18 protein-coding genes are annotated in these 23,631 nt (G+C 63.6%); 9 read left to right on the top strand and 9 right to left on the bottom strand.

Features of this window, described 5'->3' with window-relative positions:
- Nucleotides 1-47 precede the first annotated feature (47 nt).
- Nucleotides 48-548: an Ohr family peroxiredoxin gene (locus DIE22_RS25035; protein WP_124499144.1), complete on the bottom strand. Its 501-nt coding sequence runs from the start codon at nucleotides 546-548 to the stop codon at nucleotides 48-50.
- A 621-nt stretch (nucleotides 549-1,169) separates the two neighbouring features.
- Between DIE22_RS25035 and DIE22_RS25030 the strand changes: the two genes are divergently transcribed.
- The 4 genes from DIE22_RS25030 (at nucleotide 1,170) to DIE22_RS25015 (ending at nucleotide 7,715) form a co-directional block, all read left to right on the top strand.
- Complete coding sequence (locus DIE22_RS25030) at nucleotides 1,170-3,278, top strand: efflux transporter outer membrane subunit (RefSeq protein WP_124606324.1); 2,109 nt, start codon at nucleotides 1,170-1,172, stop codon at nucleotides 3,276-3,278.
- A 34-nt stretch (nucleotides 3,279-3,312) separates the two neighbouring features.
- Nucleotides 3,313-4,629 carry an HlyD family efflux transporter periplasmic adaptor subunit gene (locus DIE22_RS25025; protein WP_124606313.1) on the top strand — a complete coding sequence of 439 codons (1,317 nt, stop codon included), beginning with the start codon at nucleotides 3,313-3,315 and terminating at the stop codon, nucleotides 4,627-4,629.
- A gap of 104 nt (nucleotides 4,630-4,733) precedes the next feature.
- Nucleotides 4,734-6,287, top strand: a complete 1,554-nt coding sequence (locus tag DIE22_RS25020) for a DHA2 family efflux MFS transporter permease subunit (protein WP_124606312.1) — start codon at nucleotides 4,734-4,736, stop codon at nucleotides 6,285-6,287.
- A gap of 417 nt (nucleotides 6,288-6,704) precedes the next feature.
- Nucleotides 6,705-7,715, top strand: a complete 1,011-nt coding sequence (locus DIE22_RS25015) for a dienelactone hydrolase family protein (RefSeq protein ID WP_260426759.1) — start codon at nucleotides 6,705-6,707, stop codon at nucleotides 7,713-7,715.
- 216 nt (nucleotides 7,716-7,931) lie between these two features.
- On the opposite strand, the gene DIE22_RS25010 is transcribed toward DIE22_RS25015, so the two are convergent.
- The 5 genes from DIE22_RS25010 to DIE22_RS24990 form a co-directional block, all read right to left on the bottom strand.
- Entirely contained in the window at nucleotides 7,932-8,909 is a 978-nt protein-coding gene (locus DIE22_RS25010; protein ID WP_124606311.1) for a VTT domain-containing protein, read from the bottom strand.
- A 53-nt stretch (nucleotides 8,910-8,962) separates the two neighbouring features.
- The gene (locus tag DIE22_RS25005) at nucleotides 8,963-10,234 is read right to left on the bottom strand and encodes a patatin-like phospholipase family protein (protein ID WP_124606310.1); all 1,272 of its coding nucleotides are present in this window, start codon (nucleotides 10,232-10,234) and stop codon (nucleotides 8,963-8,965) included.
- Nucleotides 10,235-10,244: 10 nt separating this feature from the next.
- The gene (locus DIE22_RS25000) at nucleotides 10,245-11,027 is read right to left on the bottom strand and encodes a 3-hydroxybutyrate dehydrogenase (protein ID WP_124499138.1); all 783 of its coding nucleotides are present in this window, start codon (nucleotides 11,025-11,027) and stop codon (nucleotides 10,245-10,247) included.
- 15 nt (nucleotides 11,028-11,042) lie between these two features.
- Entirely contained in the window at nucleotides 11,043-11,822 is a 780-nt protein-coding gene (locus tag DIE22_RS24995) for an acetoacetate decarboxylase (protein WP_124499137.1), read from the bottom strand.
- 506 nt (nucleotides 11,823-12,328) lie between these two features.
- Nucleotides 12,329-13,330, bottom strand: coding sequence for a bestrophin family protein (locus DIE22_RS24990; protein WP_124606309.1), 1,002 nt, complete (start codon nucleotides 13,328-13,330; stop codon nucleotides 12,329-12,331).
- 269 nt (nucleotides 13,331-13,599) lie between these two features.
- On the opposite strand from DIE22_RS24990, the gene DIE22_RS24985 reads away from it, so the two are divergent.
- The gene (locus DIE22_RS24985) at nucleotides 13,600-14,808 is read left to right on the top strand and encodes an NAD(P)/FAD-dependent oxidoreductase (protein ID WP_124606308.1); all 1,209 of its coding nucleotides are present in this window, start codon (nucleotides 13,600-13,602) and stop codon (nucleotides 14,806-14,808) included.
- A 116-nt stretch (nucleotides 14,809-14,924) separates the two neighbouring features.
- Here the strand turns inward: DIE22_RS24985 and DIE22_RS24980 are convergent, their stop codons facing one another.
- A complete protein-coding gene (locus DIE22_RS24980; RefSeq protein WP_124499134.1) occupies nucleotides 14,925-15,425 on the bottom strand; it encodes an Ohr family peroxiredoxin in 501 nt (166 codons plus the stop codon).
- A gap of 368 nt (nucleotides 15,426-15,793) precedes the next feature.
- Entirely contained in the window at nucleotides 15,794-17,293 is a 1,500-nt protein-coding gene (locus tag DIE22_RS24975) for a PLP-dependent aminotransferase family protein (RefSeq protein WP_124499133.1), read from the bottom strand.
- 197 nt (nucleotides 17,294-17,490) lie between these two features.
- On the opposite strand from DIE22_RS24975, the gene DIE22_RS24970 reads away from it, so the two are divergent.
- Entirely contained in the window at nucleotides 17,491-18,234 is a 744-nt protein-coding gene (locus DIE22_RS24970) for an SDR family oxidoreductase (RefSeq protein ID WP_124606307.1), read from the top strand.
- A gap of 82 nt (nucleotides 18,235-18,316) precedes the next feature.
- A complete protein-coding gene (locus tag DIE22_RS24965) occupies nucleotides 18,317-19,354 on the top strand; it encodes a LysR family transcriptional regulator (protein WP_124606322.1) in 1,038 nt (345 codons plus the stop codon).
- A 334-nt stretch (nucleotides 19,355-19,688) separates the two neighbouring features.
- On the opposite strand, the gene DIE22_RS24960 is transcribed toward DIE22_RS24965, so the two are convergent.
- Nucleotides 19,689-20,735 carry a LacI family DNA-binding transcriptional regulator gene (locus tag DIE22_RS24960; protein ID WP_124499131.1) on the bottom strand — a complete coding sequence of 349 codons (1,047 nt, stop codon included), beginning with the start codon at nucleotides 20,733-20,735 and terminating at the stop codon, nucleotides 19,689-19,691.
- Nucleotides 20,736-20,974: 239 nt separating this feature from the next.
- Here DIE22_RS24960 and DIE22_RS24955 point away from each other — a divergent pair, with 239 nt between their 5' ends.
- Both DIE22_RS24955 and DIE22_RS24950 read left to right on the top strand, forming a co-directional pair.
- A complete protein-coding gene (locus DIE22_RS24955; RefSeq protein ID WP_185640679.1) occupies nucleotides 20,975-22,345 on the top strand; it encodes an MFS transporter in 1,371 nt (456 codons plus the stop codon).
- A gap of 42 nt (nucleotides 22,346-22,387) precedes the next feature.
- Nucleotides 22,388-23,548 (top strand): L-talarate/galactarate dehydratase, encoded by a 1,161-nt coding sequence (locus DIE22_RS24950; protein ID WP_124499130.1) that lies wholly within the window; start codon nucleotides 22,388-22,390, stop codon nucleotides 23,546-23,548.
- The last annotated feature ends 83 nt before the right edge of the window (nucleotides 23,549-23,631 follow it).

Genomic DNA, 23,631 nt, shown 5'->3' with positions numbered 1-23,631 from the left:
TGCCCGGTACGTGCGCACTCTGTTGCCGCTTCGGCACCAATCATCCGTCACGCCGACACGGCGACGACACTGAGGATTCCCTGTCGCGCCATCTTCGTATAGGGACACAGGCGCTCCGTGTCGCGGACCAGACGTTCCGCGACCTGCAGGTCCACACCCGGCATGCGGGCGGTGACGTTGGCGGTCAGCGCATATCCGCCATCCACCGGATCGCGACCGAACGACACTTCGACCGCCACGGTTGTTTCCCGCATGTCGATCCGTTCGCGCTGCGCCAGCAGGCTCAGCGCACCGTGGAAGCACGCGGCATAGCCGGCTGCGAAAAGCTGTTCCGGATTGGTGCCGCCGCCCGGACCGCCCAGTTCGGTGGGCAACCGCAAATCAAGGACGAGACAACCGTCGTCGGATCTCGCAACACCCGATGCACGGCCGTGCCCGGATTCACCTCCGGAGACCGTGACCGTGGTCGTGTAGAGCGCGGCGAATTCCCGCCCGCGGTATTTGTCGAGCAGTGTCTGCGACGGAGGTTGCAACCTCTCGTTCTCCATATGCCTCCCGGTTGTTTGTACTGGTCAACGCGAGCGTCTCGAACCCTGGGTATCGGGCGGTGCGTTGTTTTTCGAAGCGAATCAGTGCAATGGCGCGGCTCCTGGCTGCAAGTCGATCCCCATGACCTCCATCCGACGGATGGGCCAAACGCTCTTGCATGCTAGGCAAACACGCGTCGCCGCACCAGATCGTCTCGGGATGCATGGTGTTGCCTGCTCCGCACCAATGCGGCGAGACCGGAGCGCGACCGGGCGCATCGCGCTCTCGACGAATGCGGTGACGCAGCGGATTGGTGCCAATGAGGAACGGCAAAGTGTTCCGATACAGGTCTACCTGCGCGTGCGGCCCGCTCATAGTATTAAGGCACGGCAATGCGTCTGATCAGGTCTGCAAACGAGTCATCGACTTCGATAGCGCTCGACGCACTTGCCCTGATTCGTGATTTTCCGCCGCCGATGAAGCGCCACGAATGCAACGGCGATCGCTCCCGAAAGACGGACTTCGGGCGGGAGCGGCTTTGCCTGCGATCCGGAAGACCACGACCGACACTTCGACTTGCGCGTGCAAGCGACCCATCAGCGACGCGGAATGCAACGCACATACGAAATCGGAGGCTTGCGATGGAAACGTTGAATATCGATTGGCTGACGAATTCGCAGGCGGCGCCGCGAGCGGATTCCGGCATCGAAGCAGGTGCCCATCTCGTCAGTGAGCGGGAAGGGTATGCGCACCACGGAATCTACGCGGGAAACGGCCTGGTTATCCACTATGGCGGCTTTCATCGTTCCGCCAGACGGTGCCCGGTGGAATGCGTTCCGTTATGTCGCTTCGCGGCGAACAAGGGCGTCCGTGTTCAGCCGGAACCGGATGCCGTTTATACCGGCATGACCGTCGTCGAGCGGGCCAGGTCGCGCCTCGGTGAAGACCGGTACCGGCTTCTGACGAACAACTGCGAACACTTCTGTACCTGGTGCGTGCGGGGTGTCGGGCGCAGTGAGCAGGTACGCCGCGGCTTGAGGAATCCGTGGATGGGTATCACGACACTGTTCGCGCTCGCGACCGAGGTGCTGGCTTGTTGCGCACGCGCGGCATTGCGTCGTCGCGATCGAATGCCCCCGGACCGTGCCGCGCACGTGCGGATACCGGACCGAACCCGAATGGCGATTTTTCTGCAAACGACTGTGTTGGCCTACTACGTGACGAGACGAGCAATGAACATTTTTTCAAGCGCCGGGCGACACGCGTCGCACGTGTTCAAGGCGGGTGTGCCGGCGATCGTCGCGGCCGGTTTGTCGGCGTGCGTGAATTACGCCGGCATTCATGGCAATGCGACGATGACTGATCCGCAGCAGTATGTGACACAACAGAGTCTTCCGTCCGAGCAAGGTCACTGGCCTACCGCCGATTGGGCCGATCAGTTCGGCGATGGCCAACTGAAGGCGCTGATCGACGAGGCGCTGAGAAGTAGCCCGACGCTCGATCAGGCACGCGCGCGCGTGGCAGCCGCGCAGGCCTATAGCGAATCCGCGCGGGCGGGAACGATGCCGCGCGTCGACGCCAGCTACACGCTCACACGCCAGCAATTTTCAGGAACGGCGCTCGTTCCGCCGCCGTATGGCGGGTCATGGCAGACCGAGAACCGGGGCATCCTCGGTGCTTCGTATGAACTCGATCTCTGGGGCAAGAAGCGCGAGGCGTTGAAGGCGTCGGTATCCAGGCTTCAGGCGAGCCGCGTCGACGAGGAAGCGGTCCGGCTGACGCTCACGACTTCGATCGCACGCACCTATAACCAGCTTGCACGGCTCTACCTGTTGCATGACATCGCGAAACAGGAGATCGATCGGCGCGAGCAGATCGATCGAATCACCGCCAGCCGTATCGCGACGGGGCTCGACACGCAAGTCGAGCGGGAGACCGCACGCTCGAATCTCGCGACGAGCCACGCGGCGATGAAATCGCTCGACGGCCAGATTCTCGCGACGCGCTATGAAATCGCCGCGCTGCTCGGCGCCGGTCCCGATCGCGGCCTGCAGATCGCGCGACCGGTGCTCGGCATGGGCGACGACGTTCGCCTGCCCGACAATCTGCCCGCGGATCTCGTCAGCCGGCGTCCCGACATCGTGGCAGCCCGGTGGAGCGTCGATGCGATCGCGCACGACGTGAAGGAAGCGAAGGCCGAGTTCTATCCCGACATCAACCTGAGCGCCGCGATCGGGCTCGACGCGTTCGGCTTCGGGCGCTTCCTGACGGCGGCGAGCCGCACGGCATCCGTCGGCCCGGCCATCCACCTGCCGATCTTCGACGCCGGTGAGCTTCGCGCGCAACTGAAGGGGCGCTATGCCGATTTCGATAGCGCAGTCGCAACCTATAACCAGACGCTCGTGACCGCGTTGAGCGACGTGGCCACGCAAATCGCCGGCGTGCGCTCGGCGGATGCGCAACTGGTCGATGCGCAGACTGCGCGGCAAGCCGCGTTGGAAGCCGCCGGACTGGCGCTCACGCAGTACAAGGCCGGCCTCACCAATCAACTAACCGTGTTGAACGCCGACGTCAACGCGCTTTCCGCCGATCAGCGCGTCGCGAATCTGCGCATGACTCGCCGTGATCGGCAGATCGCGCTTGCGTCCGCGCTGGGTGGCGGCTTCGCCGACACGTCGTTCGCGGACGCCGGGGCCGCGGCTCGCGCCAAAGGGCCCGTAGCCGACACGCCTGCCGTCGCCGCGCGCTGAGCGGTTATCCATCGAATCTGCCTGGAGAATTGAAATGAGCGAAATCAACCCGCCGGTTCGCAAGCCGGTCGATGCCGCCCGCGTGAGTCACGATCCGTCGCCGTCGGGAGGCGGTGACGTCGCAAGCGAGCCCGCCACGCGGAGGCGCGGGCCGCTGTTGGCGCTGCTCGGCGTGGCAGTCGTCGCGTCGTCGATCGCGTATGGCATGTACTACCTGACGTACGCGCGCTACCACGAGTCCACCGACGACGCATACGTCAGCGGCAACCTCGTGCAACTGACGCCACAGGTGGCGGGTACCGTCGTCGCCGTGAATGCCGACGATACGCAGATCGTGAACGCGGGCGCCGCTGTTGTCACACTCGACAATGCGGATGCGAAGGTCGCACTCGGCAACGCCGAAGCGACACTGGGTCAGATCGTGCGGCAGGTGAGCAGTCTTTACGTGAACAACGATCTGTATGCCGCGAACGTCGCCCAGAAGCAGTCCGATCTGGCCCGCGCGCAGGACGATCTGCGCCGCCGCCAGGCCGTTGCCGACACGGGTGCCGTGTCGGCCGAAGACATCGCGCATGCGCGCGACACCGTGGCGGCCGCGCGGGCGGCGCTCGATGCCGCTCGTCAACAGGCGGAAGCCAACCGCGCACTGACCGGCCGCACGACGATCGACCAGCATCCGAACGTGCAAGCCGCCGCGTCGAAGGTGCGCGATGCGTATCTTGCCTACGCGCGCAACGTATTGCCCGCGCCGGTCACGGGCTATGTGGCGAAGCGTTCGGTCCAGGTCGGCCAGCGCGTGTCGCCCGGTACGCCGTTGATGGCGATCGTTCCGCTCGACGGTGTCTGGGTCGACGCGAACTTCAAGGAAATCCAGTTGCGCGGCATGCGCATCGGTCAGCCCGTCACGCTGACGGCCGATGTGTACGGCGGCAAGGTCAAGTACCACGGCCGCGTCGTCGGCTTCTCGGCGGGCACGGGCAGCGCCTTCGCGAGCTTGCCGGCGCAGAACGCGACGGGCAACTGGATCAAGATCGTTCAGCGCCTGCCCGCGCGCATCCAGCTCGACCGGAAGGAGCTCGAAGCGCATCCGCTGCGGATCGGCCTGTCGATGGAGGTCGATGTGGATACGCGCGACGACACGGGCCCGCAGCTCGGCGCGGCAACGAACACGTCGTATCGCACCGACGTGTTTGCCGAATACGGCGCACGGGCCGATGCCGAGATCGAGAAGATCATTGCGCGAAACGTTGTCGTCGAGCATGCGGGGGCGACGGGGCCTGTCGGATCGCCGACGGCTTCCGTCAAGCGCGACGCAAGCGCCGTACGCGACACGACGCAGCGCGCAAGCTGAACCGTCGACCCGGTGCGCGTCGTCGTCGCGTGTCGGTCGATCCAATCGTCTGACTGGCCGGATCGATACGCCGGCATGGTCGATACCTTCAGAGTGAAAGCGAGATGAATGCCTCAACGCAACCTGCACCGCCACCGCTGACGGGCGGAAAGCTGGTCCTTGCGACCATCGCCGTCGCGCTCGCGACGTTCATGAACGTGCTCGATTCATCCATTGCGAACGTCGCGATTCCGACGATCTCGGGAAACCTCGGCGTCTCCGTCGACGAAGGCACGTGGGTGATCACACTGTTCGCGGCGGCCAATGCCGTCGCGATTCCGTTGACGGGCTGGCTCACGCAGCGCGTCGGCCAGATCCGGCTGTTCGTGGCCGCCATCGTGCTGTTCGTGTTTTCGTCGTGGTTGTGCGGCGTCGCGCCGAACCTGCTCGTGCTGCTCGCCGCGCGGGTATTGCAGGGCGTCGTCGCGGGGCCGCTGATTCCGCTTTCCCAAGCGATCCTGCTGGGTTCGTATTCGAAGGAGAAAAGCTCGACCGCGCTCGCGCTCTGGTCGATGACCGCGACGGTCGGCCCGATCGCGGGGCCCGCGCTGGGCGGCTGGATCACCGACAGCTACAGCTGGTCGTGGATCTTTTACATCAACATTCCCGTCGGCCTGTTCGCGGCCGCCGTGACGTGGATGATCTATCGCGACCGCGAGACGCCGGTGCGCAAGCTTCCCATCGACACGGTCGGGCTGATGTCGCTCATCGTGTGGGTCGCGACACTGCAGATCATGCTCGACAAGGGCAAGGATCTCGACTGGTTCAATTCGCCCGTGATCTGCGCGCTTGCCGTCATCGCCGCCATCAGCTTCCTGTTCTTCCTGATCTGGGAATTCACGGAGAAGAACCCGATCGTCGATATCCGCCTCTTCGCGGTGCGCAATTTCCGTGGCGGCACGATCGCGATTTCGGTCGCGTACGCGGTGTTCTTCTCGAACCTCGTGATCCTGCCGCAGTGGATTCAGGGCTATCTCGGCTATCGATCGGTGGACGCCGGGCTCGTCACGGCGCCGCTCGGGATCTTCGCCGTGCTGTTGGCACCGATGATGGCGAAGATCATGCCGAAGTCCGACGCGCGGGTGCTTGCGACGCTGGCCTTCCTCGGGTTTGCGGGCGTGTTCTTCATGCGCTCGCAATACACGACCAGCGTCGATCCGTATACCCTGGTGCTGCCGACACTGCTGCAAGGCATTCCCATGGCGCTCTTTTTTACGCCGCTTACCGCGATCATCCTGTCGGGGCTGACGCCTGACAGGATTCCGGCGGCCGCCGGCCTGTCCAACTTCGTGCGCGTGTTCGCGGGCGGTGTCGGCACGTCGTTGATCGCGACGGGATGGAACGACCGGACGATCCTTCATCATGCCCGGCTCGCCGAGCAGTCGAGCATGAGTAACCCCGCCTACACGAGCGCCATCGCGCAGATCCACGCGACGCTCGGCGGCGGGATGGATCAGGCCACCGCCTTTTTCGAACGTTCGCTCAATGCGCAGGCCGCGATGCTCGCGCTGAACGATCTCTTCTGGCTGTCGTCGATCATCTTCATCGTGATCGTCCCGCTGGTCTGGCTCACCAAGCCGGGCAAGGGTGGTGGCGGCATGGCCGGCGGCGCGCACTGAACGAGGCCGCTTCGAAGCGCGCGGGGTTGGATCGCACGCTTTGCCTCCGCTGTTATCAGCGGTATCAGGCTGGACCGGACCCGGCAGACAGCGTCAGATCGTCTGACTCGGTTCGGCCAGAAGCCGCCGGTCGCCATGACCGTCACTTGGTCATTCAAGCGGCCGTTTTGTGCGGGTTAGCTGACGTCCTTGCTGTGGCCATTGCGGTCTTTACCGCCGAGTCACCCGTCTTATCGGACAGGGGCGCCGTCATCGCATGGTTCCTGTCAGCCTTCTCCTTTGCACCCTGAAGCTCGACTCGCGGCTATCGTGAGACCTGGGACCCGCATCTGGTTCAGTGGACCTTGTAAGTTCCCGAATCCGGTCTATGCTACTCGGAGCAAGTCGCCGACGAATTCACGATTAAAGGACCTCGGTATGCTGACTGCAGAATGGTATTGCACATGTTGCCGTCGCATGGTCCTCGTCGCAGCCTGTATTCTCCTCGTCTCGCTAGCGCATACCGGATATGCGCAGGTTGCGCGCATGGAAGTCATCCCGTTTGAGTCACTCACATTAACAGACCAGGATTTCCTGGTCGGCCGCGAGGATGGCAAGCCCGTCACCATCGCTGGCGAACTGCGTCTGCCTCGCTCGGGCAATGAGCGGTTTCCACTTGTCATCCTGCTGCACGGTTCAGGCGGCGTCGGCAATTATGTTCTGGATTGGGAGCACGAGTTTCTTGCGTTGGGCGTTGCCACCTTCGTCATTGACAGCTTCACGGCCCGCGGCATCGTCAGTGTGAACGACGACCAGTCCCAACTCGGTCGCTTGGCGCAAACCGAGGATGCTTACCGAGCGCTCGCACTGCTGGCCAAGCATCCAAGAATTGACCCCAGCCGAGTAATGCTGATGGGTCTTTCCCGGGGCGGTCAAAATGCGCTTTACGCGAGCCTGACGCGTTTTCAGCGGATGCATGCTGATGCGTCGGGCGCACATTTCGCGGCCTATGTTGCTTTCTATCCAGATTGCAGCTACGCCTACCGAGACGACGAAGACATTGTGTCTCAGCCAGTGCGCGTGTTTCACGGTACTGACGACAATTACGCCCCTGTTGCGTCATGTCGAGCATATGTCGAGCGGTTAAAAGCCAAAGGCAAAGACATCCGCCTGATGGAATATCCCGGCGCCAGTCATGTTTTCGACGGACGCGCGCTCAAGCCGCCGGTGAAGTTGCGGCAAGCCCAGACAATGCGCAATTGCCAATGGGAGGAAGGTGACAACGGCCAGATTTTCAATGCGAAGACCAACCAGCCTTTCTCGTATAACGACCCCTGTGTCGAACGTGGCGCCACTATCGCGTATGACGAGACGGCAGCGAAGGCAGCCCGACAGGCGGTGGCGGAACTTGTTGCCGCCACACTCAAACCGGCACGCCCGCCGAACTAGTTCCGTAACGATGACATGGGAGGAGCGACTGCGAGGCGGCTAAATGACGTCCGCTAAAGACACCAGACTTCGATACACCGGCTGAGCGATTTCATCAATCTGTTGCAGCGACGGGTTGAATCCGCAGTCGATCACGGCCCTTCATGAGGTGACGTCCAGGCAATCTCCGACCTGATCTGCTACTGACCGAGAGATCAGGTCTGGACATGACACATGTCAGCCGATTGCCGCGTCGTTCATTGCGATCATCGGCTCGACGTCGAAGCCCGCGGCGCGCCATGCATCGATGCCGCCCGCAAGCGGCAACGCCAGCTTGATGCCGGACAGCCGTAATTGCCTGGCCACCGACACCGCGGACACTTCGTTCGGGCACGCGCAATAGATGACGAGTGTCCGGTTCGTTCCATGGCGCTCCATGATCTGCCGGGTCTTTCGTTCATCGCCAATTACCGCGCCCGGAATGACGAATGGATCGAGCGTCCTTCGCTCGGCGGAGCGAATATCGATCACGACCGGCCGCGGATTATTCGCGAGCAGCGCATGCAATTCGCCGGCGCTGATTCGTGCATTACCGAGCGCGTTTGCCAACATCAGCCTGCGGCAGTAGCGGTACAGGACATACAGCACCGGAACCATGCCGGCGAAGATGAGCGCACGCCAGCCAAGACGGGCGACAAACGCGAAAATCACGTCGATCTGCGAAGCGAATAGTGTGCCGATCGCCAGTCCGATCGATGCCCACAGTGCAAGGCCCGCACAATCGTGCAACACAAACGAGCGCAACCTGACGGCCATCGCACCGCATAGCGGAACGGCAACGAGCGACAGGCCGGGAACGAATCTCGCAACGATGAGCACGCGAACGCCCCAGCGCCCGAAAAACCGCTCTGTCGTCCTGACGCACGCTTTACGCGACTGCGACAGCTTGCAGACGGTATGAAGCGTGCGCTTGCCGTACCGCTTGCCGCCCTGATACCAGACCAGGTCGCCGAGAAAGCCGCCAATCACGGCGGCGCCCAGTATCGTCGAGAAATGCAGCAACGTCGACGACGCGACATGCGTAACGAGCGCAACGCCTGCCCCGACCGTGATCAACGTCGGTATCGCAGGCAGAGGCAAGCCGAGCGAAGACCCGAGCACATTCAGGAATACGACCAACGTGCCGTACCGCGCAATCATTTCATGCGACATCATGGTGTTCTCCTTGCGGCTCGCACTGTCATGTTCACGGAAGGCGTCGCCACGCATTACTTGGCGACGGACGGCTCTTGCTCCGGCGAGTGTTTCGCTGCCGGCAAAGCGTCCGTGCCCCGGCCGCCCGTTTCGTTGACGTCCTGCCGATAGCGGTGCACGTCCCGCGTGACGAAGCCGATTTCGCGGCTCGGGATATCGAACCAGTCGGGATGGCCGAACGATCGCCGAATATCCTCGAGGCCGCTCGCCCAATGCTCGCGCATTGTGTTCTCGCTGAATTCATAATCCTTGTAGTGCCCCTCGAACGTCTTGTTCTTGTAGATCAGGTGCACGACGTTCACCGCGCTGCCATCGGCCGTCTTCTGCGCCTCCCGCAACAACGGGTGTGCAAGCCGCACGTGTTCGGGAATATGCTCGAGCAGCGCCTTGATCATCTGCGCATGCTTCTGGTTCTGCGACATGAACGCGGTGATGGCGCGTGTGCGGCTTGAATACTGAATGTCCTTGGTGCGCTCGCTGACATCGAGGAAATCGCCCGGCAACTTGCCGCGTGAGCTCCACAGATCGATCTGGAACACGAGCGTGTCCTTGTGCTGGCTTTCCCGGATGATCTCGGTCAGCGGCGTGTTGGAAACCAGTCCGCCGTCCCAGTAGAACTCGCCATCGATCTCGACGGCCGGAAAACCCGGCGGCAGCGCCCCGGAGGCAATGAAATGTTCCGGCTCGAGACGCATTTTGGTGTTGTCGAAATAGACGAGATTGCCGGTCCGAACATTGACCGCGCCGACGGATACGCGAATATTTCCGTCATTGATGCGATCGAAGTCTGCGTACCGCAACAGCGTTTCACGCAACGCCGACGTGTCGTAATAGCTGACCTGATCGGGGCGCTTCCTGCCGAACCCGGCGAAAGACACATGCGAGCGCGGGGAGAAAAAACCGTCCTGGCCTTCCATCAACGTGCGTGTTGCGGCCCATGCGCTCGACCACCTGCGTCCCATGTCTTCCAGCCCGGACCACGCCGACATGTAATTGCCGAAGTGCGAGAGCGGATCGGCCGGCTGACTGATGGTGTTCCAGAAGCCACGCAGTGCTTCCGTTCGATCCGCGGGCGCGTTGCCGGCGATGATCGCCGTGTTCAGCGCACCGATCGATACACCGGCGATTCGCGTCGGTTCCACGCCGACCTCGGCCATGCCCTCGTATACACCGGCCTGGTATGAGCCGAGTGCGCCGCCGCCCTGCAGCACGAGCCCGATTTCGTCATAGGCGGGGAGCTTGATGCGATGAGGCTGCTTCAGCTTGTTACGCTGGCTCGAATACATGGCGTTCTCCTTACTGCATGAACCAGCCGTGGCTGACGACGATCGATTGCCCGGTAAGCGCGTTCGACTCGAAGCCGGCCAGGAAGGCAACCGTGTTCGCGACATCGGCCAGCGACGTGAATTCGCCGTCGACCGTCTCCTTCAGCATCACGTCGCTTACGACCTGCTGCTCGGAGATCCCGAGGGCCTTCGCCTGCTCGGGGATCTGCTTGTCGACCAGCGGGGTGCGGACGAAACCCGGGCACACGACATTGGCACGCACGCCACGCGGGCCGCCTTCTTTCGCGACCACCCGCGCGAGACCGAGCAACCCGTGTTTCGCGGTCACATAGGCGGACTTGAGGGGCGAGGCCTCGTGCGAATGCACCGAGCCCATGTAGATCACCGTGCCCCCCTTGTTCGATGCATACATATGCCTGATGGCGGCCCGGGTCGTCAGGAACGCACCATCGAGGTGGATGGCCAGCATCTTCTTCCAGTCGGAAAATGCGTAATCCTCGATCCGGTTGACGATCTGGATGCCTGCGTTCGACACGAGCACGTCGATTCCGCCCAGCCGGCTTATCGTTTCGGTCAGTCCCGCGTCGACGGCTTCCTCGCTGGTGACGTCCATGGCGATCGCCAACGCCTTTCCGCCGTTGGCGACGATGTCGTCAGCAACCTTTCGTGCGGCCGCGAGATTCAGATCCGCGATGACGACCGTCGCGCCGTCCGTCGCGAGCTTGCGCGCGCACACCTCGCCGATACCGCTCGCCGCGCCCGTCACGAGCGCGATCTTGTCATTCAGTGCCATATGTCCTCCGGGAGCTTATTGGTTGACTGCGAGTTTCAGCGACTCGGCCGGGGCGAGATAGTCATACGCCACTTCGCCGATATCGAGCGTGAGATTTGCAATGACGTGGCGTGCGCCGATCACCTGGCGAACCGGCAGATCGGCGACCGATGCGAGTGCATGGGGATGCAGCTCGAGCGCGGCGGGCCCCTCCCATGCGCCGATCACGTCGACATCGCGCAGGAAGAAGCGCACGAGCTCGCAAATGCGGGCCGAGCCGTCGACGTGCGGAATGACCTTGAGCAGGTAGTTGGGCGTGTCGGCGAGCTTGCGGCGCTCGGCCGCCGTGTCGAGGGCGCGATACTTGTAGCCCATCGTTCCGGTGGCGATGCGCTGCGTGCCGTAGTCGAGCGTGCCGAGCAGCGTGTCCTTGCCATCGACGCAGAGCTTCGGCGACGCCAGCTTCTTGGGAAATCCCCAGATCTCGCGTCCGGCTGCGATCGGGCCTTCGTCGTCGAGATACATCGCGTGCGTGAAATTGGCTCGATTGCCGTCCTCGTCGAGAACGGAGATCACCTGGCCGCTCTCCGTGTAGTCACCGAATCCTGACGAATCCGGCATGCGGATGAATTCGTAGTGGACGATGGCATGGTCGACCGTCAGCGGTTCCGGAACGACGGCCCGGAGCGCATCCCTGTCCGTCTCGTACGAAATGATGAAGTACTCCCGATTGATGAAGCGGAAGGGCGGACGCGGATACGCCGGGTTATGCACGGGCATCGCGAAGGCGTTGTTGCGGATGTCTTGTTCAGTCACGGATCGTTCCTCGATTGGTGAAGTGCTGTGTCACACCCATCGCGACAGCCTCGGCTGACGCGGCCAATGACGGGCGAAGGCGCTACGCGGCGCAGACTTGCCGCGCGCGCTCGCACGCTTCTGTTGCGGTGTCGTGTTGTTTCCGGATGCATCCGGCAGCGTGGACTGCCACCGACATCGCCAAGCGTAGGCGATGTGGCCGTGAGGCAGTAGCGTCGCAATGGACCTCATCATGTTGTCTTGGCGACAACAATCGACGACAGGAGGGGGGTAGCAATGATCGGGGTTCGGCAATCCGGTGCCGCTCGAACGACAACATCGGTAGTCGGCGGTACGGTACGTCGTCCCTGCGGGCCGGCAATGGACCGGCCGTCGCCGAGGGCGACGTCGACGCCAAGGGGGGCGCATGCCTCTCCACCGCCGCCGGCCGCGTCTGCAATGCACCTGCCCGCCAGATGCCACGAAGCCGCGGCGGGCCGATACCGGCCAGGAAGACTCAGGATTCGCTATAGCGCAATGACGGTGTGGCTCGACGACCCGACGGCATGCTCTCCGAGCATCGCTTTCAGATCTCGCTCGATCGTGCCGCACAGCGTCGAAATCGGAACGTCGTTCGCGCCGCCTTCGAACGGATTCTCCGTGCTTTCGCCGACCTGGTCGAGCGACGTATACATCCACGACACCGCGACACTGCATGGCACCACCAGCCAGACCATGTTGCCGTGCATGAAGCCGCTCACGCTATCGTTCAGCCGGTCGAATTCGTTCAGAAGACCGAACGGAAGGGACAGGCAGAAAAATCGGACGAACAGGGAACTGACAGTCGCGTACTGACGCGGATAGGGGAAATTCTTGAACCGTTCGGATCGCGACTGGAGATCGATGAAGTCGCCAATGGTTTTATGAAGTTCCATGTAGAAATTCGAATTCAGATGGCCGGCCACGTGAAGCATCTTGAGCGAAGTGCCTTGCAGGCCCAGCACGAATGTCGTGATGGAAGCGGAGGAGAGCGCCTGTTCCGCTTCAGAGGGGGACAAGTATTTTGGCAATAATTCCTTGATGTCTTTTTCCCATTCCGGCACGCGATAGAAGCGACGATACTCCGCGTTGTAGCGCTTGTTCGTGCTTTCCCAGATGCGAGGGCGGCGCAGCTCGTATCTCAGCGCGGTCAACCAGGCGAGGTGTCGATAGACCAGCTTTCGGGCAACCTCTTCGTCCGTCACGAAGTCGCGCGCGATTTGCCCCCAGCGGCGGCTTTTGCTCAGGATATCGGTCCAGATTTCCAGCGCGTCCATTGCCCGGTTGTACGTCTGGACATTCTTGAAGCCGACGATGAACGACGTCGCGGTTCCGAGGAGCGCGACGATCGTCAGGGGGATCGACAGCCATGTGACGGAAAAGAACTTATACAGCACAACCGGAACGGAACCGAAAACGAGCAGCTCGTAAATTTTCCAGCGAGTCCAGATCAGAAATTCCGATAGTTTGTAGGATTTCCCGAGATGCATTTTATTTGCCTCGTCGATAACTCAGGTGGGTGACGAACAGGGCGCTTGGGTCACGCGCGATCTTGCGTCACGCATCATGCCTGCGATCGAATCGGCCGGGACGTGATCGATTGGTGTCGAAGAGGCAACATCGTGAGCACACGTGCGGATCTACTGCGCAATGCTGCGTCAACCTACGATGACTTCGCGCGACGACGTTTTCGTTTTGCCTGTCTGGCTTGTAGCCGGCATCCGTCGACATCGCAATTTTCCAACCGAGGGCAATCATCATGTCGCAGAAAATCTTGATAGTGGGTGCCGGTTTCGCCGGCGTGTGGGGCGCACTGGGCGCAGCTCGCGTGCTGGATGGCGCCGGTGTGACGAGCAGCGACGTTGAAATCACGCTGATCTCACCGAAACCGGAATTGCAGATCCGGCCGCGGTTATACGAAAGCGAACCGCAGCGAATGGCCGCGCCGCTGCTGCCGCTGCTCGACGCCGTCGGCGTGAAGTTCCTCGAGGGTAGTGTCGACAAGATTGCCGTTCAGGAGAAGACGGTGAGCGTGACTTGCGCCAGCGGTCAAAAGCGTTTGCTCGCGTATGACAGGCTGTTGTTGACCAGCGGCAGCAAGTTGAGCAGGCCGCCGTTGCCGGGGCTGGCGGAGCACGCGTTCTCGGTCGATCGTATCGAGGATGCGGTCGTGCTCGATGAGCACTTCGCGGCGCTGGCGAAACTGCCGGATTCGCCGGCACGCAATACCGTCGCAGTGGTTGGCTGCGGCTTTACGGGTATCGAGGTCGCCACCGAGTTGCCCAAGCGATTGCGCGAGCGGTTCGGTCCGGACGCGGCAATTCGCGTTGTCGTGATCGGCGCGCAGGCCGACATCGGCCCCGATCTCGGCCCCAATCCTCGGCCTTGCGTCGCTGAAGCCTTCGACTCGCAGGGCATCGAGACCGTACTCGGATCGCGCGTCGTGTCGGTAGGGGCGGACGGCGTTCGCACCGCGTCGGGCACGCATATCGAAGCCATGACCGTGATCTGGGCAGGCGGCATGCATGCCAGCCCGCTGACGGCGCAAGTCTCCTCGCATCTCGACCCGCTCGGACGTGTCGAGGTCACGCCTGACCTGCGTGTTGCCGAAGCGCCGCACGTGTTCGTCGCGGGCGATGTGGCACGAGCACGGAGCGATGACGAAGGGCACTATGCATTGATGTCGTGCCAGCACGCTATCGTGATGGGGCAATTCGGCGGGCACAACGTCGCCGCGGATCTGATCGGCGGGCCGACGCTGACGTATACGCAGCCGTTCTATGCGACATGCGTCGACCTGGGCGAATGGGGCGCTGTCTACTCGGAAGGCTGGGACCGTGAGATCAAGCTGACGCATGCGGAAGGAAAGGCGCGCAAGCAAATGATCAACACGCAGTGGATCTATCCGCCGGCGCCGAATCGCGCCGAGGCGCTGGCAGCAGGCAATCCGCAGGCCTCGTTCGACTGACCTGTCGGCGCCCCTGCAGGTGTCGCGCGATGCGCGACGGGGGCAGTCGCGCACGCGGCGGCGGCACCGAACCCTATCGACGGGTACGACGTCGCTGCCGCGCGACAGGCGGTGAGTCAGTCAACGACGGTCACGATATTGACGGTGCCTTGTCTGGCCATCTTTGCATACGGACACAAGCGCTCCGCGGTTCGAACCATCTCTTCCGCGATGTTGCGATCGATACCGGGCATCCGGACCCGGACATCGACAAGCAATGCATAGCCTCCGTCCATGGGATCGCGACCGAACGAAACCTGCACCTCCACGACCGTATCGTTGATCTCCATTTCGGCGCGTTTCTCGAGCAGGTTCAGCGCACCGTGGAAGCACGCGGCGAAGCCCGCCGCGAACAACTGCTCAGGATTGGTTCCGTTGCCGGGCCCGCCGAACTCGGTGGGCAGGCGCAGATCGACGGCGAGATTTCCATCGTCCGAGCGGACCACGCCGGATGCGCGGCCGTGTCCTGTCTCGCCACCGGTCACGGTGACGCTCGTTGTATAAAGAGGCTGAAAATCCCGGCCCCGATACCTGTCGAGGAGGGAGAGCGAAGGGGCCTGAAGCTTCTTGTCATCCATGATGCACGCTCGAGTTCTACGATGCGCTCCGACCCTCGGCCATTCATTCGTCGAAGCGTCTTGCGACGGGGGGCTGCACAGCCCGGGCAGAGGGCGTCTTCAAGCAATGAGGGGGGAACGAACGATCGTGTGAAGAATGCGACGATCTTCCGGTGCGGCCCGATGCTGGTTCGTCTACGGGAGAAAGACGCCTCCATGCTAGAGGAGCACAAATGGCGCCGGTATGGTCGTCCAGGGCGATTGTATGTTTCCCGTTGGACACCAATCCGGACTCAGGCACGATGGCCGCCGCGACGCATTCCCGCGCGTCGCCCGGCGGCGCCGGTTGCCGGTGCGCACTGGCGCACGCAGTTGCGGCGTGCCGCGCGTCAGCGGTCCAGGCAGGCCCGCAGCGTTTGCGCGAGACGGTGCGCTTCGTCGGCATCGGCGATGTTCGCGAACCCGATGATGAGGCCGCGCGGCGTTTGCGGTGTGAGGTTGTTCGTATACCAGATCGAAAGCGGCAGGACCGCGAGTCCCGCGTCGCGGGCGCGCGCCGCGACGGCGACGTCGTCGACCGGCCCTCCGGGCCCGTCAGCAAACCTCACGGCGAACTGGATGCCGCCAGGCGGCAATTCGACGATCAGCCGCGCGCCGAACGCCTGCCGCAATGCGTGCACGATCAGCATGCGTCGTTCGCCGTACAGCGTACGCATCCGCTTCAGATGCCGGGCAAAGTGCCCCTGCTCGATGAAGTCCGCCAGGGCCGCCTGCAACAGGGTCGGCGAGCCGGCATTCATGCTGCATGCCACGCGTTCGACGCGCTCCACCGCGCGCTCCGGCACGACCGTGTACGCGAGCCGCAAGCCGGGGTACATCGCCTTGCTGAAGGTACTGCAATAGATGACGCGATCCCGCCGGTCGAGATTCTTCAGCGCCTGCAGCGGGCGGCCGACATAGCGAAACTCGCTGTCGTAGTCGTCCTCGACGATCCAGCCCGACGTTTTTTCGGCCCAATCCAGCAGTGCGATGCGTCGGGCAAGCGACAGCGTGTGCCCGAGCGGGCTCTGATGCGATGGCGTCACCAGCGCGAAGCGTGCCTGCGAATCCAGTTGCATGCCGCGCTCGACGTCGATCCCTTCGGTGTCCACCGGCACCGGTACGAGTTGCACGCCAGTCTCGGACAGGAAACTGCGTGCGAGCAGATAGCCGGGATCCTCGAACCACACGCGGTCGTTCGGACGCGCGAGGCTGCGCAGCACGAGTTCCAGCGTTGCGCGGTAGCCACTTGTGATGAACACCTGTTCCGGCATGCAGGTAACGCCGCGCGACAGCGCCAGGTAGGTTGCGATGTGTTCGCGCAGCGGCCGGTAACCGGCCGGATTCGGATAACCCAGCAGTGCGCGGTCGCCACTGCTCGCGCGCTGCGAAACGAGCCGGTGCCATACCTTGCGCGGAAATGCGTCGAATGCGGGAAGCCCGGGCTGCAACGGGCGCGGCTCGCCGCTCATCGCGACGGCGATCGGCTGCGGTCGCCGCGGAGGCTGACTGTCGTGCGGCATGCCCGACGTCTGGAACATGCCGGCGTCGTCGGCGCGCTCGGGCGGCGGCCGTGTCACCGATTTCGGCAGGGAGGGCGATACGAAGGTGCCTGCCGCGCCGCGCATTTGCAGATATCCCTCGTCGACCAGGATCGTGTACGCCTGTTCGACGGTGCCGCGCGCCGTGTTCAATTGCGTCGCGAGACCGCGCAACGCGGGCACGCGGTCTCCGGGACGCAGATGACCCGCGGCGATCGCGGTTCTGAACCGCTCGCAAATCTGCAGATAGATCGGCAACTGCTGCTGCCGGTCGATCTCGATGGTCAGCGTGTGCGTTTGCTCGGGCATCACGGCCTCGTGGGAAATGGGGAGGGGACATGGTATGGACCAGTCCGATCGACGATTCTTGGCACTTCTGGATAGGACATGATTCTTCCACAATTGCGCCACGCGATGCGACGGTCATGACCGGCTTCATCGGATGCGGCACCCGTCGTCGCGTACCTCCGCATTCAAATGCAATCCATTCGTCAGGAGATTGTGTGATGAAGATCGTTGTCATCGGCGGTTCGGGCCTGATCGGCTCGCGTGTCGTCACGCTGCTCGGCGAAGCGGGTCATCAGGCGCTTGCCGCGTCGCCGCGCACCGGCGTCAATACCATCACTGGCGAAGGCCTGACCCATGCATTGACGGACGCGGACGTCGTCGTGGACGTGGCGAATGCGCCGTCATGGGAACCGCAGGCGGTGCTGGACTTCTTCCGCACGTCGGCACGCAACCTCGGCAAGGCCGAAGTCGCCGCGGGCGTGCGCCATCACGTCGCGCTGTCGATCGTCGGCTGCGACCGCATGCCGGAGAACGGCTATTTCGCGGCCAAGGTCGCGCAGGAACAGGCGATCGAGGCGGCGGGCGTGCCGTACACGATCGTGCGCGCGACGCAATTCATGGAGTTCATCGGCGGCATCGCGGATTTCGGCACGGAGGGCGGCACGGTTCGCATTGGCGACGGACTGTTTCAGCCGATCGCCGCCGAAGACGTGTCGGCGCTCGTCGCGCAGATCGCGCTCGCCGGGCCGCAGAACGGCACGATCGAGATCGCGGGCCCGGATCGCGCACCGTTCGCGGAGATCGTCGCGCGCTATCTGAAGTCGGTCGGCGACACGCGTGCGGTCGTGACCGATCGTGACGCCCGCTACTACGGCGGCCTCGTCGAGGAGAAATCGCTGGTGCCGCTCGGTCCTGCGCGGCTTGGCCGCATCGGTCTCGACCAGTGGCTCGCAAGAAGCTGATTGGCGTTCACACGTGTGGCGGTTCGCCGGCGCAGGCCGGCGACGGGCAATCGGAATGAGCGGCATGTCTGGGGAAGCGGAAATGAATCAATCGGATACAGCGGCGCACGGTGTTCGTCGCGACCTGGCCGGTCGTGCCGATGCACTCTCGGCGAGCTTCGGTGCGAGCTACGCGGGCATCCTTGCGTTCGTCGCGGTGGCGAGCGAGGGCAGCTTCACCAAAGCCGCCGAGCTTCTCGGCGTCGGCCGGCCGGCCGTGAGCCGGAGCGTCCAGAAGCTCGAGGCGCAGTTGAGTACGCGGCTGTTCCAGCGGACCACGCGCATGACCGAACTGACGTGCGAAGGCCAGCAATTCTTCGAGAACTGCCACCAGGGCGTCGCGCAGATCGTGGAGGCCATGAACGACATGCTGGAACTGCGGCAGGGGCCGCCGCGCGGCCTGATCCGCATCAGCTCGGCAGTGGGGTTCGGCAGGAAAATCGTCGCGCCGCTGCTGGAAACGTTTGCGCAGGCTTACCCCGAGATCGTCTTCGATCTGCTGCTCGACGACCGGCCGATCGACCTGGTGTCGGAACGGATCGACGTATCGTTCCGCAATGGTCGCATCGAGGACTCCAGCATCATTGCGCGGCAACTGATTCCGATGCAGATGGCGCTTTGCGCGGCACCGTCGTATGTGGCGAGGCACGGGCTCCCGCAAAGCCTCGAGGATCTGGACCGGCACGAGTGCATCAATTTCCGTTTTGCGAGCGGCCGCGTGTTCGAATGGGAATTCAATGTCGATGGCCAGGTGCAAAAATACCTGCCGACGTCCCGCCTCACGTTCAACGACGCGGACCTGGTGTTGCAAGCGGTGCTGAACGGATCGGGCATCGCGCAGATGGCCGGCTACCAGATCCGCGACCATCTCGCGTCGAACGAACTCGTCGTCGCGCTGGCGAAGCATGTGCCGGAGGATCGCGGCCACTACATCTGCTATCTGAGCCGGCAACATCTTCCGACGCGGATTCGCATCTTCGTCGACTTCATGACCGAGCAGATTCGCGCGCTCGATCTGAACTGCCTGACACGGTTCAATCCGGATGCCCAGGGGGCTTCGTCGGCGGGGCTGGCGGCTTGAAGAATCGATATCGTGATCGCGGGGTGTTCAGGTCTCCACTGCCCACACACCACCTCGTCACCCGGGACACCACCTGCTCAGAACGTGTGCGTGAGCCCGACGATGATGCCGGGCGGTCGCGCCAGGCGTCACCGCAATACCCGAGTATTCCGTCCCGTTGAGCGTGTAGCCGGCACGGTCAATGTATTCGAAGTGGACACCGTCACGGGCAGGGTGTCCGACACCGGGCAGGCGATCGACGCGCCGGCTGCGGTTGCCATTGCGTTCTTCAAATGGGGTGACCGAATGCGCGCCGCGCCGACGCGAAGCGTTTCTCGTCGGCCGTCCACGCGTATCACGCGCTGTCCCGATCGATGATCGTGAAACCCGTATCGATGCGTACCTTGCTCTTCGGCGCATCGGGCCTTGAATCCGCCGCGAAGCGCGCGAGCAGGGCCTCGGCCGTCTTCATGCCGATCGTCCTGCCGTCGACGCGCACCGTCGACAACGACGGGTAGACGTGCGCGGCGGTCGACAGATCGCCGAAACCCATCACCGCAAGGTCGCGCGGCACGTCGAGCCGTCGACTGGCGGCTTCCGCCAGCACGCCTTGCGCGAGCGTGTCCGAGCTGCAGACGACCACGTCCGGCGATGCCGCGGCCAGCATCCGGCCGAGACCCTCGCGGCCCGCCTGCAAGGTCGCGGGCGCCGGCAGGATTTCGAAGGCGGGCGGCGCGATGCCTTGCCGCGCCAGCTCGCGCTTCAGGCTTTCGCACCGGCGCAAGCCGCGTGGATCGTCGACCGAGACGATGCCGAAGCGCTTGTATCCCTTGCCGACCAGATGGCGCGCCACTTCGGTGCCGACCTGTTCGTGCGAGAACCCGATCATCATGTCGATCGGTTTATCGGTCAGGTCCCAGATTTCGACGACGGGAATGTTCGCTTTCGACAGCCGCTTGATCGTCGCCCTCGTATGGCTTGTGCCCGCCAGCACGATGCCGTCGGGCCTTCGCCCGAGAAGCGCTTCGACCAGCGCCTCTTCGCGCGCCTTCGAATAGGCGGTCAGGCCGAGCAGCGTCTGGTACCCCGACGTCGAGAGGCCGTCCATGATGGCCTGCACCGTGTCGGCGAAGATCGAGTTCGCGATCGTCGGCAGCAGGATCGCCACGAGCCGGCTTCGATTGCTCGCGAGGCCGCCGGCGAGCAGGTTCGGCACGTAGCCGGTCGCGCGAACGGCATCGAGCACCTTCTTCTGCGTGTCGCTGCGAACCAGCTCCGGACGATTGAGCGCACGCGACACGGTCATCGGCGCGACGCCCGCGACCCGCGCCACGTCGATCAGCGTCACGCTTCCACTTGTTGCTGCGGCGGCGGCCGACCGGCTTTCGTTCTTTCTTGCCATCTCCATGCGTCCTGCGTTGGGCGGTTTCCATGTCGTCCGGTACGGCGGGCGGGGCCCGGCACCAGATCGGCATTAGAGCATGAAGCCGGTCGTCGCCGGGAATGGGGCCGGAACTCGCGGGTCCCGACGTCGGTGTAAACGATGATGATTGCGCAATCATCATGCCCTTGAGTGATTGCGCAATCATTGTATGATCCTGTTCACCGACACGGGATGCATCGCACATCAAGGAGACGACAGTGGCAACCGACCCGCGCGCCGGCAGGCGAACCAACGTCCGATGGTTCATCCTCGCGATGATCTTCATCGTCACGGTATTCAACTACGTCGACCGTGCGACGTTGTCCATTGCGGCGCCCAGGATGCGTCACGAACTGGGCTTCGACGCGCTGACGATGGGGATCGCATTCTCGGCGTTCGGCTGGGCCTACACCGCGCTGCAGATTCCGGGCGGGCTGATCCTCGATCGTTTCGGCGCACGGCTCGTGCTCGGCGCGAGCCTGATCGCGTGGTCGGCGCTCACGTTCCTGCAGGGCTACGTTCACCTGTTCGCGTCCGCATTCGCCGCGTTGTTCGCGCTGCGATTCCTGATGGGGGTGGCCGAGTCGCCGGCGTTCCCGTGCAACAGCCGACTCACGGTGATGTGGTTTCCGAACGCGGAGCGCGGGCTCGCCACGTCGATCTTCCAGCTCGCGCAGTATTTCGCGCTGGCCGTGTTCACGCCGGTGATGACCTATACCGTCAGCCGCTGGGGCTGGCACTACGTGTTCTTCACGACGGGGGCGCTCGGGGTGCTGATCGGGCTCTGGTGGCTGAAGTCGGTACGGGAGCCGCAGCGCGACCACCGCGTGAATGCGGCGGAGCTCGACTACATCGCGTCCGGCGGCGGACTGCCGACGATGGGCGACAGCCCGCGGCCGTTCAAATGGCGCGAGGCCGGCGCGATCGCGGCCAACCGGATGATGATCGGCGTCTATATCGGCCAGTTCTGCCTTACGTCGATCACGTGGTTCTTCCTCACCTGGTTTCCGACCTACCTGATCGAAGCGAAGGGCATGTCGATCCTCAAGGTCGGGCTCGTCGCATCGGTGCCCGCGATCGCCGGGTGCGTCGGCGGCCTGATCGGCGGGCTGTGGTCCGACTGGATGCTCAAGCGCGGCTTCAGCCTCACCGCCGCGCGCAAGACGCCGATCATCAGCGGTCTCGTGCTGTCCAGCACGATCGTCGCCGCGAACTACGTGCACTCGACCACGATCGTCATCCTGGTGATGTCCGTCGCGTTCTTCGCGAAAGGCGTCGGCAACCTCGGGTGGTGCATCGTCGGCGATGTGTCGCCGAAGCACGCGATGGGGATCAGCGGCGGCATCTTCAATTTGTGCGGCAACCTCGCGAGCATCGTCACGCCGCTTGCGATCGGCTGGATGATCAAGCGCACCGGCACGTTCGAAGTCGCGCTCACGTATGTCGGGGCGCTCTCGCTGCTGGGCGCGTTCTCGTATCTCTTCATCGTCGGCAGGCTCGAGCGGATCGAGAGTCCTGCGTCCGGGTCAGAGGTGGCCACTGAAGGCGGTGCCGCACCGGTGTCGCTGAAGGCGACGCGCGGCAGCTGAACGACTTCACGTATCGAATTTCTCTCGCCAAAGGGCATCCTCATGAATACCTCGTCTTCCCTCGTCAGCACCGCGTCGAACGACCGGATCAAGTGGGTTCGCGTCGCGTCGACGTTCCTGCCGCTGGCCAACCCGATCAGCGATGCAAAAGTCCTGACCGGACGCCAGAAGCCGATGACGGAAATCGCGATCCTGTTCGTCGAGATCGAAACGGCCGACGGGCACCGCGGCCTCGGCTTCAGCTACTCGAAGCGCGCGGGCGGCCCCGGCCAGTTTGCCCATGCGAAGGAGATCGCGCCGACGCTGATCGGCGAGGATCCGAGCGACATCGCACGCCTGTGGGACAAGCTCGCATGGGCCGGCGCGTCGGTCGGGCGCAGCGGCATGGCGGCGCAGGCGATCGGTGCATTCGACGTCGCGCTGTGGGACCTGAAGGCGAAGCGCGCGAACCTGTCGCTGGCCAAGTTGCTCGGCGCGCATCGCAATTCGGTGCGCTGCTACAACACGTCGGGCGGTTTCCTGCATACGCCGCTCGATCAGTTGCTGACCAATACGGACGCGTCGCGCGAGAAGGGCATCGGCGGCATCAAGCTGAAGGTCGGCCAGCCGGATTGCGCGCTGGATATCCATCGCGTGCAGACCGTGCGCAAGCATCTGGGCGACGCGTTCCCGTTGATGGTCGATGCGAACCAGCAGTGGGACCGGCCCACCGCGCAGCGCATGTGCCGCACGTTCGAGCCGTTCAACCTGGTCTGGATCGAGGAGCCGCTCGACTGCTACGACGCCGAAGGTCATGCGGCGCTCGCCGCGCAGTTCGACACGCCGATCGCGACCGGCGAGATGCTGACCAGCGTGTCCGAGCATTGGGAATTCATTCGCTTGCGGGCGGCCGACTACCTGATGCCGGATGCGCCGCGCGTGGGCGGCATCACGCCGTTCCTCAAGGTGGCGGCGCTCGCCGATCATGCGGGATTGATGCTGGCCCCGCACTTCGCGATGGAACTGCATGTGCATCTCGCTGCGTGCTATGCGCGCGAGCCGTGGGTCGAGCATTTCGAATGGCTCGAACCGCTGTTCAATGAACGGCTCGAGACGCGCGACGGCAGGATGATCGTGCCGACGCGTCCGGGGCTGGGGCTGACGCTCAGCGAGCGTGTCGCGGGCTGGACGGCCGAGGAAGCGGAAGTCGGAGCACGGGCCTGACGTGGCGGCTGGGCGGCGGTGCCGCGGCGAGCCGTGTTGCGTCCGCCCGAGTGCGATCCGTGCCATTACCGGCGGTGCTCGAG

It is taken from the genome of Burkholderia sp. Bp9142 (assembly GCF_003853415.1).
In the GTDB taxonomy this organism is placed as follows: Bacteria; Pseudomonadota; Gammaproteobacteria; order Burkholderiales; family Burkholderiaceae; genus Burkholderia.
The sequence above is the reverse complement of the archived record's forward strand: the minus strand, read 5'-3'. Positions and strand labels throughout refer to the sequence as shown.

Bases quoted from the DNA above. Each gene is read 5' to 3' on its own strand.
- DIE22_RS25035 (WP_124499144.1), bottom strand. From the start codon at position 548: ATGGAGAACGAGAGGTTGCAACCTCCGTCGCAGACACTGCTCGACAAA.
- DIE22_RS25030 (WP_124606324.1), top strand. From the start codon at position 1,170: ATGGAAACGTTGAATATCGATTGGCTGACGAATTCGCAGGCGGCGCCG.
- DIE22_RS25025 (WP_124606313.1), top strand. From the start codon at position 3,313: ATGAGCGAAATCAACCCGCCGGTTCGCAAGCCGGTCGATGCCGCCCGC.
- DIE22_RS25020 (WP_124606312.1), top strand. From the start codon at position 4,734: ATGAATGCCTCAACGCAACCTGCACCGCCACCGCTGACGGGCGGAAAG.
- DIE22_RS25015 (WP_260426759.1), top strand. From the start codon at position 6,705: ATGCTGACTGCAGAATGGTATTGCACATGTTGCCGTCGCATGGTCCTC.
- DIE22_RS25010 (WP_124606311.1), bottom strand. From the start codon at position 8,909: ATGATGTCGCATGAAATGATTGCGCGGTACGGCACGTTGGTCGTATTC.
- DIE22_RS25005 (WP_124606310.1), bottom strand. From the start codon at position 10,234: ATGTATTCGAGCCAGCGTAACAAGCTGAAGCAGCCTCATCGCATCAAG.
- DIE22_RS25000 (WP_124499138.1), bottom strand. From the start codon at position 11,027: ATGGCACTGAATGACAAGATCGCGCTCGTGACGGGCGCGGCGAGCGGT.
- DIE22_RS24990 (WP_124606309.1), bottom strand. From the start codon at position 13,330: ATGCATCTCGGGAAATCCTACAAACTATCGGAATTTCTGATCTGGACT.
- DIE22_RS24985 (WP_124606308.1), top strand. From the start codon at position 13,600: ATGTCGCAGAAAATCTTGATAGTGGGTGCCGGTTTCGCCGGCGTGTGG.
- DIE22_RS24980 (WP_124499134.1), bottom strand. From the start codon at position 15,425: ATGGATGACAAGAAGCTTCAGGCCCCTTCGCTCTCCCTCCTCGACAGG.
- DIE22_RS24975 (WP_124499133.1), bottom strand. From the start codon at position 17,293: ATGCCCGAGCAAACGCACACGCTGACCATCGAGATCGACCGGCAGCAG.
- DIE22_RS24970 (WP_124606307.1), top strand. From the start codon at position 17,491: ATGAAGATCGTTGTCATCGGCGGTTCGGGCCTGATCGGCTCGCGTGTC.
- DIE22_RS24965 (WP_124606322.1), top strand. From the start codon at position 18,317: ATGAATCAATCGGATACAGCGGCGCACGGTGTTCGTCGCGACCTGGCC.
- DIE22_RS24960 (WP_124499131.1), bottom strand. From the start codon at position 20,735: ATGGCAAGAAAGAACGAAAGCCGGTCGGCCGCCGCCGCAGCAACAAGT.
- DIE22_RS24950 (WP_124499130.1), top strand. From the start codon at position 22,388: ATGAATACCTCGTCTTCCCTCGTCAGCACCGCGTCGAACGACCGGATC.